At 34.5% G+C, this 22,677-nt stretch carries 12 protein-coding genes, 1 other RNA gene and 5 pseudogenes; 4 read left to right on the forward strand and 14 right to left on the reverse strand.

Annotated elements, in window-relative coordinates; genetic code table 11:
- Nucleotides 1-187: 187 nt before the first annotated feature.
- From F6K54_RS43680 to F6K54_RS00890, 7 genes and pseudogenes are all read right to left on the reverse strand, one after another.
- Nucleotides 188-616 (reverse strand): annotated as a pseudogene (locus F6K54_RS43680) (GDP-mannose 4,6-dehydratase); the annotation flags it as partial.
- A 3-nt stretch (nt 617-619) separates the two neighbouring features.
- A pseudogene (locus tag F6K54_RS00875) lies at nt 620-2,002 on the reverse strand (NAD-dependent dehydratase); the annotation flags it as partial.
- Nucleotides 2,003-2,098 (reverse strand): annotated as a pseudogene (locus F6K54_RS43685) (SDR family NAD-dependent epimerase/dehydratase); the annotation flags it as partial.
- A 126-nt stretch (nt 2,099-2,224) separates the two neighbouring features.
- Nucleotides 2,225-2,953, reverse strand: a pseudogene (locus F6K54_RS42545) (LAGLIDADG family homing endonuclease); the annotation flags it as partial.
- A 144-nt stretch (nt 2,954-3,097) separates the two neighbouring features.
- Nucleotides 3,098-3,529, reverse strand: a pseudogene (locus tag F6K54_RS00880) (GDP-mannose 4,6-dehydratase); the annotation flags it as partial.
- A 138-nt stretch (nt 3,530-3,667) separates the two neighbouring features.
- Complete coding sequence (locus F6K54_RS00885) at nt 3,668-4,903, reverse strand: transposase (RefSeq protein WP_293073168.1); 1,236 nt, start codon at nt 4,901-4,903, stop codon at nt 3,668-3,670.
- Nucleotides 4,904-5,112: 209 nt separating this feature from the next.
- Entirely contained in the window at nt 5,113-5,916 is an 804-nt protein-coding gene (locus F6K54_RS00890) for a nucleotide pyrophosphatase/phosphodiesterase family protein (RefSeq protein ID WP_293073171.1), read from the reverse strand.
- Between F6K54_RS00890 and F6K54_RS00895 the strand changes: the two genes are divergently transcribed.
- Nucleotides 5,890-8,508, forward strand: a complete 2,619-nt coding sequence (locus F6K54_RS00895) for an NB-ARC domain-containing protein (RefSeq protein WP_293073174.1) — start codon at nt 5,890-5,892, stop codon at nt 8,506-8,508. The two genes, F6K54_RS00890 and F6K54_RS00895, sit on opposite strands and share 27 nt — an antisense overlap.
- A 337-nt stretch (nt 8,509-8,845) precedes the next feature.
- Nucleotides 8,846-10,117, forward strand: coding sequence for a tetratricopeptide repeat protein (locus F6K54_RS00900; RefSeq protein WP_293073178.1), 1,272 nt, complete (start codon nt 8,846-8,848; stop codon nt 10,115-10,117).
- 6 nt (nt 10,118-10,123) lie between these two features.
- Here the strand turns inward: F6K54_RS00900 and F6K54_RS00905 are convergent, their stop codons facing one another.
- Together F6K54_RS00905 and lepA are read right to left on the reverse strand one after the other, a co-directional pair.
- Nucleotides 10,124-11,218, reverse strand: coding sequence for a hypothetical protein (locus tag F6K54_RS00905; RefSeq protein ID WP_293073180.1), 1,095 nt, complete (start codon nt 11,216-11,218; stop codon nt 10,124-10,126).
- A gap of 603 nt (nt 11,219-11,821) precedes the next feature.
- Nucleotides 11,822-13,627, reverse strand: a complete 1,806-nt coding sequence (lepA, locus tag F6K54_RS00910; RefSeq protein WP_293073183.1) for a translation elongation factor 4 — start codon at nt 13,625-13,627, stop codon at nt 11,822-11,824.
- 424 nt (nt 13,628-14,051) lie between these two features.
- Between lepA and F6K54_RS00915 the strand changes: the two genes are divergently transcribed.
- Nucleotides 14,052-14,279 carry a hypothetical protein gene (locus F6K54_RS00915; protein WP_202218949.1) on the forward strand — a complete coding sequence of 76 codons (228 nt, stop codon included), beginning with the start codon at nt 14,052-14,054 and terminating at the stop codon, nt 14,277-14,279.
- Between the two features lie 304 nt (nt 14,280-14,583).
- A complete protein-coding gene (locus F6K54_RS00920) occupies nt 14,584-15,057 on the forward strand; it encodes a J domain-containing protein (RefSeq protein ID WP_293073188.1) in 474 nt (157 codons plus the stop codon).
- A 369-nt stretch (nt 15,058-15,426) separates the two neighbouring features.
- On the opposite strand, the gene F6K54_RS00925 is transcribed toward F6K54_RS00920, so the two are convergent.
- The 5 genes from F6K54_RS00925 to rnpB form a co-directional block, all read right to left on the reverse strand.
- Nucleotides 15,427-15,636: a hypothetical protein gene (locus tag F6K54_RS00925; protein ID WP_293073191.1), complete on the reverse strand. Its 210-nt coding sequence runs from the start codon at nt 15,634-15,636 to the stop codon at nt 15,427-15,429.
- A 677-nt stretch (nt 15,637-16,313) separates the two neighbouring features.
- Nucleotides 16,314-16,487 carry a photosystem II assembly protein Psb34 gene (psb34, locus tag F6K54_RS00930; protein ID WP_293071082.1) on the reverse strand — a complete coding sequence of 58 codons (174 nt, stop codon included), beginning with the start codon at nt 16,485-16,487 and terminating at the stop codon, nt 16,314-16,316.
- A gap of 73 nt (nt 16,488-16,560) precedes the next feature.
- Entirely contained in the window at nt 16,561-17,397 is an 837-nt protein-coding gene (locus F6K54_RS00935; RefSeq protein ID WP_293073194.1) for a thiazole synthase, read from the reverse strand.
- 1,476 nt (nt 17,398-18,873) lie between these two features.
- Nucleotides 18,874-19,743, reverse strand: a complete 870-nt coding sequence (locus F6K54_RS00940) for a phytanoyl-CoA dioxygenase family protein (protein ID WP_293073197.1) — start codon at nt 19,741-19,743, stop codon at nt 18,874-18,876.
- A gap of 434 nt (nt 19,744-20,177) precedes the next feature.
- Nucleotides 20,178-20,567: RNase P RNA component class A (gene rnpB, locus F6K54_RS00945), an RNA gene on the reverse strand.
- Nucleotides 20,568-22,677 lie beyond the last annotated feature (2,110 nt).

The following is a 22,677-nucleotide window of genomic DNA, read 5'->3' on the forward strand; positions in this document are numbered from 1 at the left end:
AGGGCAAGGGAGCCAACTTTTGTAGTAAGACAATTAAATATTGCTTTGATCCTAAACTAAAAGCAATAGCTGATAGCTTATGGCTGACCGCTGAATGCTTACATTTTAGGAACTGAAATCCTTACTGTGTAAACATCACTTTTGTAAATAATTTTGTGTAGGTACTTAAATAATTATCCATTATTCATTATCCATTATCAATTAATTTGAGCCGCTCTCGAAAATCTTCTATTGTCAATTTTAACCCGTCTTGGAGAGGAACAGTAGGTTCCCAACCTAAATATTTTTTAGCACGAGTAATATCTGGTTGTCGCTGTTTCGGATCATCTTGTGGCAGAGGTTTAAATGTTATTTCTGCATCTGGGTTAACCATTTGTTGAATTTTTTGAGCTAATTCTAGTATGGTATATTCTCCCGGGTTGCCGATGTTAACAGGCCCAATAAAGTCTTGATTCATTAATCGAATAAATCCTTCGACTAAGTCTGACACATAACAGAAACTTCTGGTTTGAGAGCCATCTCCATATACTGTTAGTGGTATTCCTTTTAAGGCTTGTGCAATAAAGTTACTTACTACTCGACCATCATTTTCTAACATTCTCGGTCCGTAAGTATTATGAGCAAAAATTCCGTAGCTTCCGCCAATAAAATTTTCATAATTTGGTACTGAGAAATCGTATACATAATCATCTATTTCAAATCCCTCAATACTTTCTATTTTTGCCCAGACAATATCACCAGTACTTTTGGCCGATATTTTCTGCTGAATGTTGGACAAATTCTCAATATTGTTATCTTCTAACCCCTCTACTATTATTTGGTAATTTTGTTCTATTTCTGAGACATTTGCTACTAGCCCAAACTTAGCTAAGATTAATACTAATTTTTCAGCGATCGCCTGACTATTACTCTTAAATTCAATCTTTGAATTTAGTTGATTTTCTACTACATTATCTTTTTTTTGCGGGTTTAATACCCCACCGTCTACACGGTGTTCAAAATTGTTTGGGGAAGCAATCCATAAGCAATTTTCCCTCCTGACTCCTGACTCCTGACTCCTGACTCCTTCTTCAATTCCTTCACTTAATCCCTGTAAAAAACTAATTAATTGTTTTTGAGGAAGTTGTAAAACCCAATTAGGAATCTCTTTTTCTGTCTTGCCAAAATTCAATCCCTCTGCAATTAGATCGACCAGAATTTTTGACTTAACACTTATAGATCCTTCTATCTTTATTTCACATTGACAGTCAAATATTCTTTCTACTACTTCTATTAATTTTGCTAATTTCTCAGCTTCTCCTTTAAACAACAATTCATTGTCTATCAAACTTCCTTGAGCGACATAAAACCCTAATAACCATAAAAATTCTTCTATATTCCCTATCCAATTTTTAATTGCTTTTGAAGATAAATAGCAAATTTTCTCTTTTTTAGATAGAGGAAGTTCTAAATATTCCCATAGATGCAAAGGAATTTGATTTTTTGCCTCGTAACTTTTCAGTATTAAATAAAGTTCTTCGGGATTAACACCTTTTGTCAATAAATATTCACGAATTTTATCTCCATATTTTTCTATATAAGAGATAGTCTCTTCACTTTCTACAGATATTTCTTCTTGAATAGAAATTTTATCTGTAATGTAGAATTGCTGTAAAGGTTGCTCCAAAAAACTAATATAACTAGGAACTCCTATTTCATCTCCCACCTTCAATTCATTTCCAAAAACTGCTCGAGGTTGATCGTTATTATCCCTAGTAAATAAACTATGGTCTTCTGTAATTTTTATCTGCTTACCCCAAACAGTTTTGATTTGATAACCTTTCTTCTTCACATGATGTTTCCAAATTGCAGAAATTGGTTTAATTACTGTCTTAGAATTTTCATCAAAACAAGGCACCGATACATTAGAAATATCTCCATTAATCCTGTCATAACATTCAGCAAAAGTTTCATAATAGAGTTCTTCAGCAATGTAATAAAGTACCTTTTGATCTCCAGTCAAACTATTAAAAATTCTGACTACTCGAATATCAACATTATTTTGACGGTGGTAATCAAACGCCAAAGTTTCTGCTACTCGCTTGCCTTCGTCGTAACATTGACCACACCAAGCAGCACGCCCATTTCTCCTAACAAAAACCACATGGTTTGTGACATTAACACAATAAACTTTTCCTACATAATGGAACCGCTCTGGTTCAACTAAATTAGCATCCTTAGCAGGTCGAATATTTACCCGATAAAGACCGCGTCCCACTGCATGAGAAACTACCGAAGCGGCATAACCACAACGAAGTGCTAATTCTTGTACATCATCTGCTAATTGTTTAGATTTACTATAGTAAACGTAGCAATCTTCCCCTTCCGAACCATCACCCATTATTAAAGCTTTAAATAGGATTAATAACTGTCGTTTTGATAGCCCGAAAAACTCCCGAGGAATGTATTTTTCACCAGACTTACCTAAAGGTAATAAAATCTCAGCTAACTGTTTACTACAAATCCTAAATTGAGCGTCATCCGAATCAGATAAAGTTTCAGTAAAATCAAACCCTAAACGACTTAAACAATTAGCAATTTTCAAACCTCCTTCAGAATTTTCTCTAGCAATTAACACATTATAATCTGCTACATCATAATCATTTCCCCCTACCACTCGCGACATTTTTCTCACATCAACGCAACCTTCAGAAATGTAATAACCAAAAAATTCTAGCCAGTCATCCATGAAGATTTTTTCTACTTTTACCTTGGCATTTCTAGGAGGATATCCTAACTCAAACCACTCTACTTCTTCCCCTCCAAAATCTCCTCCAGTTAATGCCCGCAAACTTTGCCAAGACTTATCTTCATCTGCCCTGATAAACTGTAATTTCTCAGTTTCACTACGCACATACATCCAATGGTTAGGAGTCACACAAAAATCAAAATTACCATTAGCAAAACGGTACATTTCCCCAATATATGACTGTACGATATATTCATCAGGAATATGATATTCAACTTTACCTTCTGGATTTAAAGTTGCTACTTTTAATTCTGGTTGTAACTCTGGAAAAGCCACCCAACCTGCTTCAGTTAAAATTTCAGTTTTAGGGTCAAAACACGAGCGAATCCCAATACAATTAACATTACCTCTATACTCTTCCGTTTGAGGATGTACATCTGGGTCTCCATATACCTCAGATGTGGAAGCCAAAAAGAACCTTGCATTTACCCTTTTAGCTAACCCCAACATATTCAATGTCCCCATCACATTTGTTTTAATTGTCTTGACAGGGTTGTATTGATAGTGAATTGGACTAGCAGGACAAGCCAGATGATAAATTTGATCCGCTTCCAATCTAATAGGTTCAGTAATATCGTGGCGAATTAACTCAAAATAAGGATGATTCAACCACTTTAAAATATTGCGCTTAGTTCCTGTGTAAAAATTATCAAGACAGATGACTTCATGGCCTTGTTCCATTAATCTATCGATGAGATGAGAACCAAGAAAACCCGCGCCACCTGTTACTAATATTCTCATTACTTCTACTTCCGAGCAATTTAATTTGTTGCGATTTTCAACAGAAAATTGAATAACCACATCAAGCTCCATCATACACTAACAAAGTATGGGTCTGAAAGATATTAGTACCGCTCAACTAAAATTACTCAAACTTACTCAAAAATCTGAAAGCTTAGTTGCTCGTAGTGGATCGAGCACTACAGGGTTAAACGGCAAACCCTTTATTCCTTGGTCAAAGACATCAGGAATTACTTTTTTTATTATATTCAATGACCCATTTACATCTGCATTTAATAATTTATTTTCCCTGGTTTTATACAACCCTCTTGTTACTCTTTTTCCACTAAATTTCGTTTTTTTATCTCCATATTTTGGTAAATCATCCCCGTCTAAACAGCTTGATTGAGATGTATAAGATTCTTCTGTTATTATTACTTTTATTCCTCTTAATTCGGCTTTATATCTTAACATCTCTATTAATCTATAATGAGGGATATTCACAAATTGTTGATTGTTCTTTTTCCCTAATTTTATTTCTTGTTTCCAAGTCTGATTATGTCCAATGATTAACATTCCTATTTCATGGTTTTCACACCAATCTATTACTCTTTTACTTGCTGTATGGAGATAGTTTTCTACTCGACAATTTCGCTTGTGAGTTAATTTTTTTAACCGATGAGAATGACTTTTATTCTGGTTGGTTTTTAATTGAGATTGTAAAATAGAGCGTTGTTTATTATAAAAGGTGTTAATCGCTTTTAATGGTCTGCCTTTAATCAAAAGAGGTGATATTCCTGTTTGATTTGTAGTTACAGCCATTAAATTATTTACTCCTAAATCTACTCCTGCTATTTGTTGATTATTTGTTATTCCCTCCTGTTTTTCATAGACTATTTCTATTATATAACAGCTACTTTTAGGGATAATCCTTACCTCTATTATTTCTGTCTGTGAAGTGGGGATTTTTATTTCACTCATGGATAAGTGACAAATCCCCTTTTTCAAGGCTTTTTTGTAAATTGATTCATCTGGATAGGGCAGAATATTTCGACCTTTTGTTTTATGTTTATATTTGGGAATTTTTGGTTTACCTAAAAATTTATTTGGCTGTTTTTGCCATGTTTTTAAAGCGGCAAAATAACTACTCCAAGCTGAGTCTAATCTTCTGATTATTTGCTTGCTAACTTTAGTTGGTAAAGCTTGATAATCATCCGTCTTAGATACTAGATGATACAGTTGATTAAAGCTGAGTTTCTTTTTGTTTTCAAAGAAGTATTGACGATAATAATAGTTAGCTAAATTGAACAGATTTTTTGACAAAAAAGCCTTGTGGTCACAAGCTGACCACAAATAATGGGATTTGGTAATAACATGACGTTCAACTAGCTTCATACCTTGATTGTAGCTGATAACGACTCAATGGATAAACAACTGAGAAAACTTATCCATTTTAGTTTTATAGCTATAGTTATGAGTAAGTTTGAGGAGTTTTAGAGAAGTTTTCGCTTTCTGTCTTTACCCCTTTTACTTTTCTCAAAGCATTAGTATTAATTCGGTTTTATAGGAGTAATATATCAAAAATTACATATAGTTTATATTATTTAATCTCTTAGCATAGCTTGCACAGAATCAAAGTTTCCGTCGTTAGGAGCGGGTTTTAAGTTCAAAACTTTGGCCATCAGATTGTATACTTCTATATTCTGAAAAGATTCTACTGCTAAACCTTCTTTAAAAGATGGACCACTGGCAATGAAAATTCCATGCATTGAGGGAAGTTGATAATCATAGCCATGAGTTCCTCTGACAAACTGAAATTTTAAACTATTAACTAAGCCATGACTAGAGATTGACCATCCTTCTTCAGCAATGCCGATAATTGGGGTAATGCGGTGATGATTACGAAAATGGAAACGCTCGGGAATGTCTTCTTTATAGTACACCTTGAAATGTGGATTGGCATTTACTAAAGCATTGTAAATCTCTTCTTTCTTACCATTCTTAGGACGTAAAGCAAGAACGGGAGACCAGTCAATAACATCTACATTTTCTAAATCAATATAGTCATCGAGATAAATAATTCTATCTTTGCTAATAGAAGTCATTCCATGATCTGAAGTCACAATAATGTTAATTTTATTGAGAACTTTTTCCTGTTTTAAAGCTTCTAAAAGTAAACCAACTGTACTATCTACTTCACGAATAGTATTTTCTACTTCTTTTGAATCAGGACCGTATTGATGACCCTTACTATCTGGTTCATTAAAATACAGAGCTATAAATGTAGGACGTTTTTCTACAGGAAGTCTTAGCCAATTTAAAGCTTGTTGTATTCGTTTACTGTTAACAGTAATGGTGATGTAATTTTTGTTCACGGTCTGATGGGTCATCGGATTAAAACATGGCATCCAAATGAAGAAGAAAATGAGAAATGTTGGCCTTATTGGCTAGCAAAAGAGTCTCTATGCCAAAATATTGGTATTTGGTCTTTTGGTTATGAAGCAGAGGCTTCTGCATGGTTAGGTAATTCTCAGACTCTGTTCGATCAAGGAAAAAATTTACTGGATGATTTAGAAAATGAAGAACTTGGTCAACGACCTCTAATTTTTATTACTCATAGTTTGGGTGGTCTTGTTGTTAAAGAGATGCTTCGTTCTGGGTCTGATTATCCAAAAGATCCTAGCAAAAAAGCAATTATCCAAAATACTAAAGGTATTGTTTTTCTAGCAACTCCTCATACTGGTTCAGATTTAACCAAACATCCTTTAGTCGAAATCATGAGGTTTTTGGGAAGGGAAAATATTACGGTAAAAGAGCTAGAATCTCATTCTAGTCAACTACGTTCTCTTGATAAATGGTATCGACAACATGTTAACTCTCTAGGAATATCTACAAGAGCTTACTATGAAGGCAAAAATACTCAAAGTAAAGGTATTTCTGTAGGAAAAGTTGTAGATCCTGACAGTGCCGATCCAAAAATACCAGATGTGCAAGCCATTCCTGCCGTAGATGCAGACCATATCACTATTGCAAAACCAACTGATATAGAAGATAAAGTATATAAAGGTGTAAAGGTATTTATTAAAAAATGTTTACCATTATCAGATACTATTATCAAACAATTACCTTATTCGCCTGTAACTGTTTTTCAGCCACTGCAAGAACGAAAAGGAGAAACGACTGAAAACCCTACTTCAGCCCTTCCGAATAATTCTCCCAATTCAGAAGGGCTTAATAAAATTTGGGAGTCAATGGTAAGAATTATTGATTCTAATGGCAATACTGTAGGTTCTGGTTTCATGATTCATCGTGATGGTTATTTTGTTACTTGTCATCACATTATTTATTCTCTGAACTGGCTAAAAGTTCAGTATCAAGATAAAGATTATCAGGCTCAATGGTGCAAGAAATTTTCAAATCCAGAAGTTGATATTGCTATTCTCAAAATAAATGTAAAAAATGCTAAATATATTCCAACTACGATTCCTAAAGACCAAGTAGTTTCAACTTTGGTTTGCGGTTTTTCACATAATCAATTTCCTAGATTTTCAAAAAGTTTTGATGTCTATGGTACCTTGAGAGAAAGCGTAGAAGTTAATACAATTTCTGTTTACCATCAAGAAAAAGATGTAAACTTCAGAAATTTATGGAATAAAAAACCACAAGATGAATCTACTTTTTCAGCTTACACAATAAAACAGGATGAAAACGAAAAAATAGATGGAGGTGTTTTTGGTGGATTAGTATTAGATAACAATTCAGGCTGTGCTATTGGAGTTATTCAGTCATCTGATAATAAAGAAAGTTATGTGATTAGCTGGGAAAATATTATTTACCGTCTAAAGCTGCTAGAAATATATCCTAGACGGCAAGAAGCATTTTCTACGGTAACAATAAGAAATTTATCACCTTCTAAAACTCAATCTTCATCTGATATTTATATTCCCAATCCAGGCTATCGAAAACTTCTAGGTAGAGAACCTGAAATTGAAAGGATTAAAGAAGTTTTGAATGACACTCTGGGAAGAAAAATTGTTGGAGTACATGGTATGGGTGGAATTGGCAAAACAGCCCTAGTAAGAGAAATTATTAAATCCTATTTAGATGTTGGTTTTTCCAAAGTTTTATGGCAAACAGCATCAACTACAGATAATTCTCAGCAGATGACTTTTGAAACAGTACTTAATGGAATTATACAGCAACTAAATAGACCTGAGTTGTTTAAAATTAAAGAAGAAGAAAGAGAAATTAAAGTCAGAGAATTGCTTCAGGAGAGACCTGTATTAATAGTTTTAGATAATATGGAAACTTCGGCAGAACCACAAGATAAGATTATCCAAAAACTTTTATCTATTCTTGGTTCTAGCAAAGCACTTTTAACTAGCAGACATAGGTTTACTGAAACTTTTGAAGATAATGTTTTTCCTTTAAATTTGCGTGGATTGAATAAATATTCAGCTATAGATTTAATCCAAGATACTGCTACTCAAAAAAATATGCTTGAGTATTTTGATGCTGTAAAAGATAATAAGTTGGAAGAAATGATTGAAGCCATAGGAGATGAATCTTTTGGTTATATACCCATGGCTTTGAAATTTGTATTGGGGCAACTTCAGAAGTTCGATCCAGAAGTTATTATCGATGGATTAAAAGGTGTGCGCTTAACAGATAAAGATAGCGAAATAAGTGATAGAGATGAATTTAGACAATTCTGGAAATATATATTTTTAACTTCTTTGAAATTGCTTTCTAATCTTGATAAAAAATTTATGAGTGGAATGGCTCTTTTTGAGCCAAATATAGGTAGTAAATATAATCAAATTATGTCTACTATCAGTTTAAGTAATGAAGAGTTTAGACAGGTGGTAAATGCAACTTGGAAAGTTTCTTTTTTAGAAATAGCTCAGAGAGACTCTGACAAGACGTACTATCTACATAGACTAAGTTATATCTTTTTCTATGCAATTATTTCACAATTATCGGTAGTGGTAAACAAGTAATAATTTTTGTAGTTTATCTCCTGATAATTCAAGGAAAGTAGTAAACTGTTGTGCATTTAAACCGCATATTTGTTATGTGCCTAGTTAAGAATATAACCCTTACTACTTCTGTAGGAGTGATTCACGAACCAACCCTATTAAATTCTATAGTCATTTCAGTTTAGATTAAGACGAAAGTTTCTTACGGTGAAAAGAGTTCAGCTCAAAAAAATGTTTCATTCTTAATTGGAAATGACTATAACTTCTGACTTGCTAATAGGGATTTAAAATGCTTATTAGCTTAACTAATATTTTTAAGACTACCCAATTATCAAATTACATAAAATATTAACGTAAAATGGAAACAGTTTATAGTGATTATCTTCTTATAGAAGAAGTAGGAAATATTTCAGGTCTTTTTACCCCAGAAGAACTAAGAGAGCTGAGAGAAGATTTCGAGGAAATTAGTTCTATTTATGAAAGATTAATTCCTAGTTTTATTAAGACGTACTTGGATGAAACTAACATCAAAGATGACTATCTTAATCCCAAACTAAGAAGCAAACTTGCTAATGAATTTAATAGATCAGAAGAGGAGCTAGAAAGAGAAGGTTTAGATTTTTTTCAAGCAGAGCTTCCTAATATTAAAAGAGCAATAAAAAAAGCAGACTCAAAAAAACAGTGGTCATCAATTATTGATATATGTGATAGTCTGATTACCTTTTACAATGTTCGTACCTACTGGGAAGATTTAGAAGAAACTCTACAAACAGCATTAACTGCTGCTAAAAAGGATAAAAACAAAGTTGCTGAAGCTCGCATATATAACAATATTGCTCATACTTCTCGACTACTAGGTCGCGCAAAAGAGGGAATAGATTATGGCTTAAATAGTTATGATATTTTTTGCTCTCTAAAAAATACAGAGGGAAAAGCTGAATCTTCTTATACTCTCGGATATCTTTATCGTTCACTTGGTGAGTGGGAAGACTCCATCAAATATTTTGAAAACTGTTTATCTCTTTTTAAACAGCTTGAAGATTTTGTAGGTGAAGCTGGAGCATTAGATGGTTTAGGTCAAGTTTATACAAAACAAGAAAACCTAGATGAAGCTGAAAAAGTTCTGGAAGAGAGCCTCAGAATTAAAGAAGAAAAAGTAGGCGATCGCTTTCAAATTAGCATTACTTTAAATAACCTGGGTAAAGTTTATAAAATTAAAGGTAATTTAGAGAAAGCCAAAAATCTATTTGAGAGAAGTTTGAAAATTAAACAACAAATTGAAGACCGCCAAGGTCAAGGAGTTTCTTACAATGAATTAGGCGTGATTTATCGTTTAATGAAAGACTATAAACAAGCTCTAGAATATTTTGAAAAAAGTTTAGATATCAAAAAAGAAGTTTCTTCATCTGGTACTGGAAAAGCTACTGACAATCATGGTGAAGGGCTAACTTTTATGGAAATAGGTACTTTATATGAAGAGACAGATAAACATGAAAAAGCATTGATTAACTGGAAAAATGCTTTAGAAAAGTTAAATAACTACTCACCAGAATTTACACGAGTAACTAATTATATAAAATCTTTAGAAGCTCAAATGCAGCAAAAAGCTACTAGAAAAAGTTATAACTAATGTTGATTAAAAAAGTCTCTCAAAAATAACCTTCGGTGCTTCTTCTGCAATTTGCTCTGCTACTAACTTATAGTTATGAGAGTTTGCTATTGGAGGTTGGATAGCTCTCAACCAACCTCCGCTTTTTTCTGCAATAGCTGAGTGATAAACTCTTCCATCATCTTCTAATTTAAGTGTTTCTGTATGAGTTCCATAAAAAGCTATAATTCTTGATGGAATTGAACATTCTTCTACTAAATGAAGACAACTACTACCATGCACAATTCCTATATTCGGCAAACCAGTTTCTTCAGACCATTGGTTTAGTGCATGAAAAAAGCCAACTTGTTTAGCAAAATCTCTGTTCCAATCTATATCTAATGAAGTAGGAATAGGGCTTAAGTTATGTTGTTTACTCAGTTGAAAAATATCGCGATGAATCTCTTCGAGTGAACCGTATTGAATAGCAACTGGAATGACTATAATATTGTGTTTTTTTAATTCTTTTTGAATCTTACCAATAGCAGGAATACTATCTTCGAAAGGAAAAGACATAAATGTGGCAATCTGTTCTTTTTCGCTCGGATTTTTTCCATAATCTGTCCCCAAAGATTTTAATCCGGAGAAAGGGAGAAAAATGACTTTAGCATCTCGAACATCAGTATTATTTTTTGCAGATTCAGCAACAGCTCTAAGTCTATCTATCACCTGTTCAACAGTTTTTTTTGAAGCAAAAAGACTAGGTTTGTTTGGCATCGGATGAGCTACGCCATAATTATCAAAAATAATTGGGTAATTCTCTTTTAAATTCTGACGTAAAAAATCCATAGCGCGAGAATCTGTAACAATATTATACTCAGAAGTATAGTATTTTTTTGCAATACTATTTATCTTCTCTTTATCTAAAACTTTCTCCTCATAAGCTTCAAAATAAACCTTAGCACCTGTTTGTGAAAAAGTTTCTTCTAAGATTTCCTGAAAAACCAGAGGTGCCAAAACAATAACCGATATATTTTGTTGTTTTTGTTGAGTAAGATAATCGAGATAATCCTTTTGTGTACGCACCCCGCGTATTGCAAAACCAACAGAATTTATGATAGGAATTATTTGATATTCTTTCATTTGATTTTTATTAGTAATTTTAGTTTCCTTTCCCAATCTTCTAATTTAACTATCTAGCATTTAATCAGGTTACGAATTATTTTCTTTTCTATTACTTCTTGTGGCGGGGTCACAATTGACTAATTAGGGCTTACTGAAAAAGTCTTTTAGTGGGGGGAGGAGACAGGAGACAACCCACCCCTAACCCCTCCCAGGAGGGGGAGACAGGAGGAATGGGGAATGAGCGAGGAGGCAGGAGTAAGAATTATCCCTTAATTTTTCTGCCCAACTGTATCCACAAATACTAACTTTTTGAGCCTTATTAGCCGAAAATATGGTACTTTTTTTAACTTAATAAGGCTGAAACTTTATTTAGTAAATACTTTTAGATTTAATCAGCAAACCCTAATTAAATAAATATATTGACGATCAAACGAAACCATATAAAGATTTAAACAGCCTGTTACTAATATTCTCATTGGTTCGACTACTGAGTATTTTTATTTGTTGTGGTTTTCAAAGGATAACTGAAAAACCACATCAAATACTATCGTACACTAAGAAATTATGCACACAAAATAATTAGTTTGAATCTTTAAAAACAGTTGAATTAGAGTTAATATTCTAATCTAATCGCAAAACTGCCATAAAAGCCTCTTGTGGCACATCAACTGTACCTAAAGACTTCATTCGTTTTTTACCTTTTGCCTGTTTTTGCAGTAATTTTTTCTTACGACTAATATCCCCACCATAACACTTAGCCAAAACATCCTTCCGTAAAGCAGGAATATGTTCACTAGCAATAACTTTAGAACCAATAGATGCTTGAATTGGTACCTTAAATTGATGGCGAGGAATCAATTCTTTCAACTTTTCTGCCAAAGCACGACCTACCCCATAAGCTTTATCCTTATGTACAATTACAGCCAAAGCATCCACTGGTTCAGCATTAATCATAATATCCAACTTAACCAAAGGATTTTCACGATACCCTATAAGTTGATATTCCATACTCGCATAACCACGAGAACGAGATTTCATTTGGTCGAAAAAATCCGTGACTACCTCTGCCAAGGGTATTTCGTATATTAAAGTAGTTCTACCCCTAGCCAAATACTTCATATCCTTAAATATCCCACGTCGTGATTGACCCAACTCCATTAATGTCCCTACATATTCTTCTGGAGTAATCATTTCTACTTGGACATAAGGTTCTTCAATTTTTTCTCGGTGATTAGGTTCTGGTAATAAATTTGGATTATCAATCAGAATAACTTCTTCTTTGCTAGTAGTTACTTGATAAACTACCGATGGAGAAGTAACAATTAAATCTAAATTATATTCTCGCTCCAACCTTTCCTGGACAATTTCCATGTGTAGCAACCCTAAAAAACCACACCGAAACCCAAAACCCATTGCACTTGATGTTTCTGCTTCATAAGATAAAGCTGCATCATTAAGTTTGAGTCGGTCTAGAGCTTCTCGTAAATCAGGAAACTGGTCAGCATCGGTGGGAAATAAACCACAAAATACCATAGGTTTAGCTTCTGTATAACCAGGTAAAGGAGCCTCTGCTTTTTTCTTGGCTAGAGTAATTGTATCTCCCACCCTGGCATCTTCCACAGCTTTGATAGCTGCTCCCAAATAACCTACCTCTCCTGCATGAAGCTCTTGTACTGGTTTTTGGGTGGGGGAGAGAACTCCCAATTCATCTATTTCATATTCTTTTCCTGATGCCATTAGTCGGATACGATCGCCCTTAGCAATAGTCCCATCCATCACCCGGAAATATACAATTACCCCTCGATATGGGTCATAGTAACTATCAAATATCAGAGCGCGTAATTTTTCATCAATAGTATCTTGTGGTGGTGGTACTAATTTAACAATTGATTCGAGAATTTCTGGAATCCCAATTCCTTCTTTAGCAGATGCTAAAATTGCACCGGAACAGTTTAGACCAATTATTTCTTCTATCTCTTGTTTGACTCTATCTGGTTCTGCTCCTGGAAGGTCAATTTTATTTAAAACCGGAATAATTTCTAGGTTATGCTCCAAAGCTAAGTAGACATTCGCTAAAGTCTGAGCTTCTACACCTTGGGAAGCATCTACTACTAATAAAGCACCTTCACAAGCGGCCAAAGAGCGGGACACCTCATAAGAAAAGTCCACATGGCCAGGAGTATCTATGAGATTTAATACATATTCTTCTCCATTTTCAGCACGATAATTCATTCGGGCAGCTTGTAGCTTGATTGTAATACCACGCTCCCTTTCTAAGTCCATTGTGTCTAAGAATTGCTCCTTCATCTCACGGTCTTCCACAGTGCCAGTTGCTTGTAAGAGGCGATCGGCTAAAGTTGATTTTCCATGATCTATATGGGCAATAATTGAAAAGTTACGAATGTGTGATACAGGAACTTTTGTCATACTTTTGTTAATAATTTGAAATGTCTAATTTTTTTTATAGTCTTGACACAATACTAATCTATCTATATTTCTTAACATATTTTAATTTTGAAGATTTTTGTAGCTGTGACATACTCCCACACTAAGCTCGCACTATAGTGTGGGCTACGAAACGAGAAGCCCACACTATAGCGTCAGCGAGCGTGTGGGAGATGTCACATTAAAAAAAATAGTAGCGGAGGACATCCCCTAACTAAGCCTAACCACCTGAACTACTGTGGACAGAACCATCTCTGATTAGCTGTTGCAATAGCTAGAGATAGTTACATGGACTGGGTGAAGCAGTAATTTCTATGAGTGAGCTGGAAAAAATTCACTTCAGAGAGTGGATTATGTCAACATGATAATATACAGTAACTTTTCTAGATTTAATTATTGTCTTACTATGAATGAGTCTGAAGTTAATCAGTCGAAATTGCCAGAAAAAGTAGAATTATCTATCAACATAGATTCTAGATTATTAGACCAAGTTCAACATTTGACAAATGACCCTAGTAAGGTCATTGAAAGTGCCCTTCGTCAGTGGTTAAGAGGAGGACTTCCAGAAGATGAATTGGCCCTAACACTTCAAAGAAACCCTCCTATCCCACCAAGAGGGGAATGGAATGATTAAAATACTATCTATCTGAATTGGGATGTAGCTGCTGCAAAAGTGATTAGGAAAAGAGGATTAATAGCCGTGGGGCACACGGTTAAAGAAAAAGCTTGTGGAGATGGTAGTAGCGGGGGTACAACTCAATCTGTTTGATTTGTTATCTAGTTAAGAATCTGTGATACAAGAATCTCCTGTTATAATCTCTGATTTAACGGTGAGAGTGTCAATTACTTCAGATTGCGTGAAAAGCTTATATGAAGTCAATATAGTTATTGACAACAATTAATTGAGTTTGGAAACTACAAACAACAAAAATTAAAGAATGTCAAAATACACTCCTTTTGGCGTGAATTATTACTCTTTACTTGGACTCCATCCCCAAGCATCTAATCAGGAAATTAGAAAGGCATATCGAGAATTAAGTAAGCGCTATCATCCAGATACTACGGAGTTGCCGGAGGCGATCGCTAAGGCAAAATTTCAGCAAATTAATGAAGCTTATGCTACTCTTGTCAACTCAGAAAAAAGATTAGAGTATGACCAAAAAATTAAGCGTTTATATGTAGATGATTTGAGTAAAAGAGTTAATTTTTATAATATAAATTCATCTAGCTACTTAGACCCTCAAGACAGACCCTTATCTGCTGGTGAATTATTTGCTTTATTGATTATTGGTGTAACTTTAATTTGTTGTTTGTTGATAGCTATTACTATTGGCCTCATACGTCCAGAGCTAACTATCCAACCTATTCAACCACCAGGAAATCAATTTATAGAAATTAAATATTTGCTATAGCTTTATCAGTTCGAGCGACATAGCTATCAATAAATATTTAAGATTTAATTAATTTCCATGATATTATTTAAATAATAACTGGAAAAATTCAATATACAGCGGTTTCCGTTGTTATGAGGTATACCTGTAGCGGGCAAGATGCCCGCACTACAATTATCTTACCATTTAAGCTTATGCCTCATTTGCCCAAAATATGCTGTATATAGGGTTTGCTGATTAAATCTAAAAGCATTGACATATAAAGACTTTAGCCTTTTTAGGCACAAAAAAAGTGCGCCTGTTTCAGTCTAAAACACTCAAAAAGTTAGTATTTTAGGCGTATAGTTGGCCATAAAAATCTTGGGACAATTCTTACTTCTACCTTCTCGCTCATTCACATTTCTCCTGTCTCCTGTCTCCTGTCTCCTGTCTCCTGTCTCCTATCCCTACTAAAAGATTTTTTCCAAAGGTATTTAACCGCTCTAAAAACCTAGCTACTAATCGTAGCAAACTAGCACCTTGAAAACTAAAGTTAGGGGGCGCATGCACAGGAATGCTTGTGTATGGAAAAGCTTTAAGCAACAAGTACCATAGAACCAAAGTTTTTTTTAAGGTTTAAACTGTACCGTAGGGCATACGGGAACAGGCTTTTGATAGCGCAGCTCCTCTGAAAGAGGCAATAGAGCGAACGCGCAGGCGTGAGAACCATCTCTGGACTAGATGCCGTAAGGTGTTTAGTTTAATTGGACTCATTGAACCAAGAATCCTGGTTTCAGGAGAATCCCCGTGCGTTTACGCCGGGGAGTATGTCAAAATATCAACTCTTGTTCCTTCAAAGTTTAATATTTTGAGTGTTTCTCAAATTAGTGATATGCAGTTGTTTTCCTTCTTTTCTATCCTCTGTTTCCCAAATTACCCAATAATTAAGGTTTAAAGTCTCTCCTTTAAAGGAGAAAAAATAAAAAATTTTCCCTACTGCGTCAATCCTCTCCTTAAAAAGAAGAGGTAATTGTTAATTATTAATTTTTGAATACTCTCTATTTCCTAAAATAAAGGAATTTTTTACCTCAAAACATAGGAATTGCTATAATACTGATACTACCAGATTTAATATTACTCAATCAACAGATTAACCAACAGAAAATTCTGCATCTTCTAGCTTCCCTATTGCAGGAGCTACTGTTAACTGAATTGACTCCTAGTTTATTAAAATTAAAACCAGACTCTTGAAAATTCAAGAACCTGGTTGAGTCTTTAAATAATTTTCACTTTAAAGTTTAAGCAGAAACAGAAAAAGCAACAAATACTAAACTACCTACTAATACAGCTCCTAGAGTTCCTAAAACTAAATAGTTAACTTGTTCTTTTTGATCTGGAGCGTCCGCTTGATACATTTTTGGCTCTGCAGCAAAATTATTTAGACGTCCACCTTCTTCTGTTGTATATGGCATGATTAAAAGTCCTTTATCTTTTTTTTATCTTTACCTATCTTAACATAAATTTGGTGAATATAGGAAATTATTACTAGCTTTGCTCTGAATTAATCCTTCCAGTCAATGGTGAAGAGGCGATCGCATAATCTTTTTTGGGTATCCTTCCTGCTAAATAAGCCAAATGTCCTGCTTCTGTCGCCATCCCCATTGCTTTGGCCATTACTGATGGATTTTTAGCTAGAGCGATCGCTGAATTAATTAGTAAGGCATCTGCTCCCATTTCCATTGCTTGAGTTGCTTCACTGGGAGTACCAATTCCTGCATCAACTACCACGGGAACCTTAATATTGTCAATAATTATTGAAATATTAGCTGCATTTTGGATTCCCTGGCCAGAACCTATAGGGGAACCCAGGGGCATAACTGTGACACAACCAACTTCTTCAAGTCTTTTGGCTAATAGTGGGTCAGCATTAATGTAGGGTAAAACGGCAAAACCCTCTTTTATTAATTGTTCTGCTGCTTGTAATGTACCGATAGGGTCTGGGAGTAAATATTTAGGATCGGGAATAACTTCGAGCTTGACAAAATTATTATCTTCTTGACCCAATAATTTAGCCATTTCTCGTCCGAGTCTGGCAACTCTCACAGCATCTTCAGCAGTTTGACAACCTGCAGTATTTGGCAACATCCAGATTTTTGTCCAGTCTATAGCTTCTGCCAAACCTTCATGGCCAGGAGCTTTAGTTTGTACCCGTCGTACTGCCACAGTTACTATTTCACATCCACTAGCTTCTATACTTTGCTGCATTTTTTCTATGCTGGGATACTTACCTGTACCTGTCATTAGACGGGAGCTAAATTTTTTACCTGCGATAATTAGGGGTTGTTCTGGAGTTTGTGTAGTTAGTTTTTCTACTGTCTGCATTGTTTAATTTTGATGTTTACAGATATTTTAAATTTTTTATTTAAATCCTAGTTTTTATGTTTATCGGAAGCTACAGAAGATGAAGATATTTTTGGTATTGCTTCTGGGGAAAATTCCTGAATACTCGGTCGCGCAGCGGAACGGATGTTCTATCATTTCTGAGCAAGGAATTTTAGTTGAATAAAAAGTCATGCGTAGGGGCGAACGACCCCTTATAATACTTATGATATCACAAAAATTGTGAGAATGCTGCCAAAAATCATTTGACGCGCTGATTTTTTCTGGTGCTTCACAGAATGAAAAATTTAGTGGTTTTTCACTGAGGAGGTTTATAGATGGAAAAATTTAGATGATAGGAAAAGCCAACGGATGTTCTATCATTTCTGAGCAAGGAATTTTAGTTGAATAAAAAGTCATGCGTAGGGGCGAACGACCCCTTATAATACTTATGATATCACAAAAATTGCGAGAATGCTGCCAAAAATCATTTGACACGCTGATTTTTCTGGAGCTTCACAGAATGAAAAATTTAGTGGTTTTCCACTGAGGAGATATAGATGGAAGAATTAGATGATAGGAAAAGCCAACGGATGTTCTATGGTCTCTGGGCAAGGAAATTTAGTTGAATAAAAAGTCATGCGTAGGGGCGAACGAGACCTTATAGTCTTTATGATATCACAAAAATTGCGAGAATGCAGCCAAAAATCATTTGACACGCTGATTTTTTGGAGCTTCAGAGAATGAAAAAATTAGTGGTTTTTCACTGAGGAGGTTTATAGATGGAAAAATTTCGATGATAGGAAAAGCCAACGGATGTTCTATCATTTCTGAGCAAGGAAATTTAGTTGAATAAAAAGTCATGCGTAGGGGCGAACGAGCCCTTATAGTCTTTATGATATCACAAAAATTGCGAGAATGCAGCCAAAAATCATTTGACACGCTGATTTTTTGGAGCTTCAGAGAATGAAAAAATTAGTGGTTTTCCACTGAGGAGATATAGATGGAAGAATTAGATGATAGGAAAAACCAGTATATTGAAGCTTCACAGAATGCAAAAGTTAGTACTAGCTGACATAGCAGTCTAAGGGAATAAATTTTCTGATTCTAATCTTAAAAAGAGGGGAGTATTTTTCAATCTTTTTCCTGTATTGCCCCTATTCAACATTACTAAACCGACATATTAAGGTAATCATTATTTCTCAAGTCTAAAAACTTAATACTAAGTAAATTCTATAATTAATTAGGGCTTCCTGATTAAATCTAAAAGCATTGACATATAAATACTTTAGCTTTTTTAGGGCTATTAAAAAGTGCACCTGTTTCAGTCTAAAACACTCAAAAAGTTAGTATTTTAGGCGCATAGTTAGGCAGAAAAACAAGGTACAATTCTTACTTCTACCTTCTCTAAATTCCCATTTCTATTGTCTCCTGTATCCTGTCTCCTACCCCTACTAAAAGACTTTTCAGAAACCCTAATTAACCATAAGCACCATGAGGTAGAAATCCCAAAATTCGCTTCAATCTTTCATCTGCTTCTTCATAACAATGACTAGGCATCTGATAATTCATAAATGGTGCATATTTATGTCCAACTAATCTTTTAGCATAAGTAATTTGTGTAATGTAGCGGGTGACAGAAGATGAATTTCTAGAACCTCTATGCCAAACTTGATTGTTAAAACAAACTGCAGTACCCATTCCTCCCAGACAATTATGAATTCTATCTTCATATCCTAAAATATTGCCATCACAAAACTTACCAAACAGATGTGAACCTGGAATAACTTGGGTTGGTCCGTTGTCTGGATAAAATACATCAGTTAAGTAATAATTAACTGAAAATGCTAGAACGTTCAAGCGAATATTGTTTAGGGGTTTACCATCAAGAGAAAGAACGTGTGGTGTATCATCTTGATGCCAGGCATTTTTTGCTAATCCATCAGTTTGAGGAGGAACTTTAAAAGAATTATTGTGGATAACATGAACAACATTAGCATTAGGAATTCCATCATTTATTGAGTAACCTGTTCCATTTGCTCCACCGATTAAATGTTCTGCAAATGTAACAATTGGTTCCATGGCAAACAAGTCTAGATTATCTTGGGAATGCTCAAACATTCGCTCCATTATTTTGATTGATGTGTAAGCTTTCGCTACTGGATTAGACCTGTCAATTTTTTCTTCTTCAGTTTTCTTTAAAATTTTATCTAAGTCATTTCTAAGAAGTTCACATTTTTTAGGTGTTAATACATTAGGAATTACTAAAAAACCATTAGTATGAAAATCTTCAATCCATGAATTTAATTGTTCTATTGATGGAGATTTATCCGCTAAATATTCAGGCATTTTTTCTGATTATTTTTTATAAGTGTTAATGGCTTTGTTGCACGAAAGTATATAGCTGCCGCACTTGCTCCGCATATGTACTTCATCACGCGCGGAAACTGCTGTAACTATTGGACAATAGATGAATAGAACATTAATGTTTGACAGAAAAAGGCTGAAACTTTTACAGGTAAAAGCTTTGAGGTTTAATCAGCAGAGCGATAACTATTGGACAATAGATGAATAGAACATTAATGTTTGACAGAAAAAGGCTGAAACTTTTACAGGTAAAAGCTTTGAGGTTTAATCAGCAGAGCAATAACTATTGGACAATAAATGAATAGAACATTAATAATCGCGAAAGATAGCGATATAGCTGCGGAATGGATGTTAAGAACGCTACTTTCATGCAACAAAGCCAGTGTTAATTGTTAATTGCTTTGGGATAAAAAATAAGGAAAAAGTAGGGAGTAAGCCGGGTTCTGTTCCCTTAACTGAAACCAGCTAAGAGGGCAGTTATCTATCTGGGACGCCTGTTACCAGACACCTCTAGCGGTACACTTAAAAACGGAGCTGGAAAAAGACCAACCATTGCCCCTCCGACCTTGCTCCCCGCCGGGGTTTACCTAGCCAGTACCTCACGATACTGCTGGTGCGCTCTTACCGCACCTTTGCACCCTTACCTCAGAGACTTGAATAATATCTCATCTCCAGGGCGGTATTTTTCTGTGGCACTATCCTCACGATCGCTCGCACTGGGCGTTATCCAGCAAGCTTGGTCTTTTGGGAGCCCGGACTTTCCTCAGACCCAAGATATTGAGTCCGCAACTGCCTCACCTACTTTATCCCTATATTTACAATATATTAGCAAATAGTACCAATTTTATGTGAGGCTACATAGAAGTGTTAGGTGATAGGTGGTAGGTGTTAGGTCTTAGGTCTTAGGTCTTAGGTGTCATACCAATTTTATCTGAGGTTGCACAGAATTATGAAATTTACAAGACTTACGCAGAGAATCTACATATAGCGAGAAAGAATACTATTTACCCCTACAGATGGTGGTTTAAAAGTCAATTTGCGTAAGTCCTGATGTATGAACTTGTCTATCTCGAGCTACAATCAACTCTGATTAAGACCGGGATTTACGCAAAGGCAGTACATATAGTAGATAAAAACTATAGCACTATGGTATATATGGTGTTTTTGTCGGAAAAATGCGTAAGTCCTGAATATATTATTCCATGGAACTTAGAAATGAATTTTGCATAAATTACCTAATTGTTAATTTTTTACACAGAATAATTCTGATGATGAATATAGAAACAATTAATAGGGAGTAGTGAGTAGGGAGTAGGAGGAAATTATTGATGAATAAGAGTGCAATAATTGATTGAATTTTTTATTATTGGAGATGTCTATTAGCCATCTATCTTAAATTCCAAATCACCTAAGATTAACGTAGCAGTGTATTTTTTATTCTAATTTTTCTAATCACTACTATCTTGTGGCTATATTTCAATTTTAAAGCTAACAAACAGTCTATAGCAATTCTATTTCAGTTGCTGGTCATTGCAGTTATCAGTTATCAGTACCTCTGTAATAAGGAGGTTTTAAGTATGGAATCTTCTCTTTTTTTATCCCCTGAAAAGGTGAGGCGCATACCCATAATTTTTCGGTAAAAATATCTGGGAATTTAGGGAACAGAAAATAGAGACTAGGGAATAGAGAATAGGGTTCAATAATGGATAATTGATAATGGATAATTGATAATTACCTCTCCCTAAAAGGAAGAGGATTGAATAAAAGGAGAAAATTTATTTTTTTCTCCTTGAAAGGGGGAGGCTTTAAACCTGAACTATTAAATTATTGAATTATTGAATTATTAATTATTCGGTAAAAGCTTCAGATTTTTTATATATCCCACTCTTTTTTATAAATCATTTGGCATTGGTATATTCTCAAAGATTAATTGCTCAAACAATATGAATAAATTATTGGCTGTGAATATCTCCTAATCTTCTGCTTCAATAGTAGTTGAAAGATTTTTGAACTATTAACTACTATCTATCTTGTGGCTATATTTCAATTTTCAAGCTCACAAAAAGTCTATAGCAATCCTATTTCCGTTGCGAGTAATTTCAGTTATCAGTTATCAGTGTTCAGTACCTCTGTAATAAGGAGGTTTTAAATCTGGAATATTCTGTTTTTTTTATCCCCTGAATCGGTAAAAATATCTGGGAATTTAGGGAACAGAAAATAGGGAAAAGGGAATAGATAATAGGGACAAAAGCTTCAGAGTTTTTATCAAAATAACATGGGTTTAAAACCCCGCATTTTAAGAATATTTTTGGAGAGTTGCTCACGCATCCCCGTTACAAAAATAACTTTTGACTTCTAACTTCTGACTTCGTTAAATATCCCACTCTTTTTTATAAATCATTTGGCATTGGTATATTCTCAAAGATTAATTGCTCAAACAATATGAATAAATTATTGGCTGTGAATATCTCCTAATCTTCTGCTTCAATAGTAGTTGAAAGATTTTTGAACTATTAACTACTATCTATCTTGTGGCTATATTTCAATTTTCAAGCTCACAAAAAGTCTATAGCAATCCTATTTCCGTTGCGAGTAATTTCAGTTATCAGTTATCAGTGTTCAGTACCTCTGTAATAAGGAGGTTTTAAATCTGGAATATTCTGTTTTTTTTATCCCCTGAATCGGTAAAAATATCTGGGAATTTAGGGAACAGAAAATAGGGAAAAGGGAATAGATAATAGGGACAAAAGCTTCAGAGTTTTTATCAAAATAACATGGGTTTAAAACCCCGCATTTTAAGAATATTTTTGGAGAGTTGCTCACGCATCCCCGTTACAAAAATAACTTTTGACTTCTAACTTCTGACTTCGTTAAATATCCCACTCTTTTTTATAAATCATTTGGCATTGGTATATT

The sequence above is a fragment of the Okeania sp. SIO3B5 genome (genome assembly GCF_010692555.1).
In the GTDB taxonomy this organism is placed as follows: Bacteria; Cyanobacteriota; Cyanobacteriia; order Cyanobacteriales; family Microcoleaceae; genus Okeania.

Coding starts and splice junctions, on each gene's coding strand:
- F6K54_RS00885 (WP_293073168.1), bottom strand. CDS start 4,903: ATGAAGCTAGTTGAACGTCATGTTATTACCAAATCCCATTATTTGTGG.
- F6K54_RS00895 (WP_293073174.1), top strand. CDS start 5,890: ATGGGTCATCGGATTAAAACATGGCATCCAAATGAAGAAGAAAATGAG.
- F6K54_RS00890 (WP_293073171.1), bottom strand. CDS start 5,916: ATGCCATGTTTTAATCCGATGACCCATCAGACCGTGAACAAAAATTAC.
- F6K54_RS00900 (WP_293073178.1), top strand. CDS start 8,846: ATGGAAACAGTTTATAGTGATTATCTTCTTATAGAAGAAGTAGGAAAT.
- F6K54_RS00905 (WP_293073180.1), bottom strand. CDS start 11,218: ATGAAAGAATATCAAATAATTCCTATCATAAATTCTGTTGGTTTTGCA.
- lepA (WP_293073183.1), bottom strand. CDS start 13,627: ATGACAAAAGTTCCTGTATCACACATTCGTAACTTTTCAATTATTGCC.
- F6K54_RS00915 (WP_202218949.1), top strand. CDS start 14,052: ATGAATGAGTCTGAAGTTAATCAGTCGAAATTGCCAGAAAAAGTAGAA.
- F6K54_RS00920 (WP_293073188.1), top strand. CDS start 14,584: ATGTCAAAATACACTCCTTTTGGCGTGAATTATTACTCTTTACTTGGA.
- psb34 (WP_293071082.1), bottom strand. CDS start 16,487: ATGCCATATACAACAGAAGAAGGTGGACGTCTAAATAATTTTGCTGCA.
- F6K54_RS00935 (WP_293073194.1), bottom strand. CDS start 17,397: ATGCAGACAGTAGAAAAACTAACTACACAAACTCCAGAACAACCCCTA.
- F6K54_RS00940 (WP_293073197.1), bottom strand. CDS start 19,743: ATGCCTGAATATTTAGCGGATAAATCTCCATCAATAGAACAATTAAAT.